Annotated in this window: 3 protein-coding genes; 1 reads left to right on the top strand and 2 read right to left on the bottom strand. The window is 72.2% G+C overall.

Annotated features, from left to right (window positions below; translation table 11 throughout):
* Window positions 1-133 precede the first annotated feature (133 nt).
* Window positions 134-1,714, top strand: a complete 1,581-nt coding sequence (locus ABWK99_RS15045) for a carbohydrate-binding domain-containing protein (RefSeq protein WP_372595507.1) — start codon at window positions 134-136, stop codon at window positions 1,712-1,714.
* A 97-nt stretch (window positions 1,715-1,811) separates the two neighbouring features.
* Here ABWK99_RS15045 and ABWK99_RS15040 read toward each other — a convergent pair whose 3' ends face one another.
* On the bottom strand, window positions 1,812-2,777 hold the full coding sequence (locus tag ABWK99_RS15040; protein ID WP_372595506.1) for a D-alanine--D-alanine ligase: 966 nt from the start codon (window positions 2,775-2,777) through the stop codon (window positions 1,812-1,814).
* Between the two features lie 57 nt (window positions 2,778-2,834).
* Window positions 2,835-3,266 (bottom strand): DUF3515 domain-containing protein, encoded by a 432-nt coding sequence (locus ABWK99_RS15035; RefSeq protein ID WP_372595508.1) that lies wholly within the window; start codon window positions 3,264-3,266, stop codon window positions 2,835-2,837.
* Window positions 3,267-3,269: the final 3 nt, after the last annotated feature.

Below are 3,269 nucleotides of genomic sequence, written 5' to 3'. Positions count from 1 at the left end.
TCCGTGCCCCGCACGGCCGGCTCATGCCCGGCTCATGGTCGTCGCACAGGGATGCCACAGGCTGCGGCGATCAGATGACTCCGACGCCACAGCGGGAGCAGGACTGCTCCTCCGGCACCGAAGGAGTCCGATCATGAAGCGCACGAGTCACCTCACCGCCGCCGTCAGCACCGCGCTCATCGGGGGGCTTCTCCTGGCGGGGTGCTCCTCCGCAGCGCAGACCACGGGCACGGCCGTCGACAGCTCCTCGGTGACCACCGCCACGAGCAGCGCCACGAGCACCACGGCGGCCGACCTCACGACCGGGGCGGTGGCGACAGAGGTCCTGGCGGCCAACGCCGACTCGACGACGGTCAACGACGACGAGTGGTCGATGGACGGGGCCGTGACCGTCACCCTCGACGGGTCCACCGCCACGGCCGACGGTGACGGGGTCGTCGTCGACGGCTCGACGGTCACGATCACCGCTGCCGGCACCTACGTGCTGACCGGGCAGCTCGACGGTCAGGTCGTGGTGGACACCCCTGACGAGGACGTCGTGGCCCTGGTGCTCGACGGGATGGAGATCTCCGACGACACGAGCGCAGCGATCGCGGTCCTCTCCGCCGAGGACGTCGTGGTCTCCCTCAGCGGCAGCAGCACGCTCACCTCCACCGGGGACGACGAGGAGGCCAACGCGGCCCTGTTCAGCGACGCCGACCTGACGATCACCGGCGACGGGTCCCTCACGGTGACCAGCACCCAGAACGACGGCATCACCAGCCACGACGACCTCATGGTGCTCTCGGGTGAGATCACCGTCACCGCTGCCGACGACGGCCTGCGCGGGAAGGACTCCCTGACCATCGAGGGGGGCACCCTCACGGTGCAGGCCGGGGGCGACGGGCTGAAGTCCGACGAGGAGGAGGACGAGACCAGCGGCTACGTGCTCGTCTCCGGCGGCACGATCGACCTGGTGGCCGGGGACGACGGCGTGCAGGCGCAGACCGACGTCGTCGTCACGGGCGGCGAGCTGACCGTCGACGCGACCGACGACGGTCTCAAGGCCGAGGTCCACGTGGTCGTGTCGGGCGGCAGCACCGTCGTGGCGAGCTCCTACGAGGGGCTCGAGGCCTTCTACGTCACGATCGAGGGCGGGACGCTGGACGTCACCGCGAGCGACGACGGCATCAACGCCACGAGCGGGACCAGCACCACGACGGACATCGGCGGTGTCGTGGAGGCCGACGACGGTGCGATGGTCACGATCACCGCTGGCGAGATCACCGTCGACTCCGAGGGCGACGGGATCGACTCGAACGGGTCGGTCCTGGTCACCGGCGGCACCACCCTCGTCTTCGGCTCACCCCTGGACCGTGAGGGGGCGCTGGACGCCAACGGATCGGTGGTCGTGGACGGCGGGACGGTCCTCGCCGTCGGGATGACGGGCATGGCCGTCTCCCCGGACACCTCCTCCGCCCAGGGTTGGCTGAGCGCCTCGCTCGACCAGGCCTACGCCGCGGGCCAGACGGTCCAGGTGCTCGACGACAGCGGCTCGGTGGTCGCAGAGTTCACCTCGGTCAAGACCTTCCAGTCGGTCGTGCTCTCCTCGGCGGACGTCGTCGACGGGGCCACGTACACGGTCACCGTCGACGGTCAGACCGCCGGGACCGCCACCGCGGGCGTCGCGGCCGCGGGGAGCATGGAGATGGGTGGGGGACGCGCCCGCCGGTGAGCACGCACCTCGGGAACGGCGGCCGCTCGCCCTCGGGCGGGCGGCCGCCGCCTCGTGGGGAGCGGGGTACGTCCGGCAGGCGTCGCCCGCCCAGCACTCAGCGGGTGGCGCCCCTGCGCTGGGCGGTGACGAGCAGGTCCCTGAGCAGTGCGCCGAGCGGGCGGCCCGTCTCCGCCGCGGCGAGCGGGAGGACAGAGGTCTCGGTCAGACCGGGGGAGATCGCCGCCTCCAGGAACCACGGGGTCCCCTCGGCGTCGACCACGACGTCGGTCCGGGACAGGTCCCGCAGGCCGAGCACCGTGTGGACGGTCTCCGCCGTCCGTGACACGGCGTCCAGGACGGTCTCGGGCAGCGGCGCAGGGAGCACGATGCTGATGAGGTCGGCTCCGTAGCGGGCCTCGAAGGAGAACGGCGAGACGTCCGGGTTGGCGAACTCGGCGGGCGGGAGCGCCGTGACCTTCCCGGCCTCCTCGACCACGACGGTCTCGATCGTCGATCCCACGATGTAGCGCTCGATCAGTGCGAGGTCGCCGAAGGTGAAGCAGCGGACGAGCGCGGCGGGCAGGTCCGCAGCGGTCTCGACGAGGCTCATCCCCAGAGTGGAGCCGCTCTTCGCCGGCTTGACCACGACGGGCAGCCCGATCTCGTCCAGGACCGAGCGGACGAGCTGGGTGGTCGAGAGCTCACGGAAGGACCGCGCCGAGACGGCGGCCCATGCGGGCGTGGCGACCCCGGCGCGGGAGACGAGCACCTTGGCGACGACCTTGTCCCACGCCAGGTGGCAGGCACCCGGGGTGGATCCGACGTACGGGATCCCCGCGAGGTCGAGGGCCGTCTGCAGCGAGCCGTCCTCGCCGCTCGCGCCGTGCACCGCGAGGTAGGCCGCGCTGATCCCGTCGTCGGCCAACCGGGTCAGCAGCGTCTCGTCGGCGTCGTACAGGGCGGCCTCGATGCCGACCTGACCGAGCGCGTACTGCGCGCGGCGCCCCGACCGGAGGGAGACCTCACGCTCGTTGGAGAGTCCTCCGGCGATCACTGCCATACGCGCGAGCTCGGTGGTCACGGCCCGTCCCTTCCTCGTCCTGCCCGGGCGCCCGGTCCCTCGGGCAGCACGATCCAATCACAGGCAGCGGCGCGTCTGCTCGACCTGGCTGAGGGCCGGGCCGAGCTCGAGCAGGAAGCTCGTCGAGCGGGTCGCCGTGACCGAGGCGGGGACCTGCACCTCGACCGCCGGAGAGCGGCCGTAGGTCGTGAAGGTCCAGTCGGCCGAGCCGTCCTGCGCCGCGGGCCCGGAGACGGCGATCCAGTCGACGGAGCCGGCCTCGTCCTCGGCCGTGACGCACTGGTCCGTCGTGGGGCCCGGGGGTTCGACACCGCAGCGCAGCACGACGGGATCTCCCGGGTCGCCCCAGGCCACCGTCGCCTGGCTCGTGGTGCGCAGTCGCTCGAGGCCGTCGAGATCCTCGGGGAGCGCGAGCACGATCGACGCGCACAGGGGCTCTGCCGCATGAGGTGCGACGTCCACGACGACGGCCGAGGAGCACCCGGCCAGACC

Source organism: Actinotalea sp. (assembly GCF_041597215.1).
Lineage (GTDB): Bacteria > Actinomycetota > Actinomycetes > Actinomycetales > Cellulomonadaceae > Actinotalea.
The sequence above is the reverse complement of the archived record's forward strand: the minus strand, read 5'-3'. Positions and strand labels throughout refer to the sequence as shown.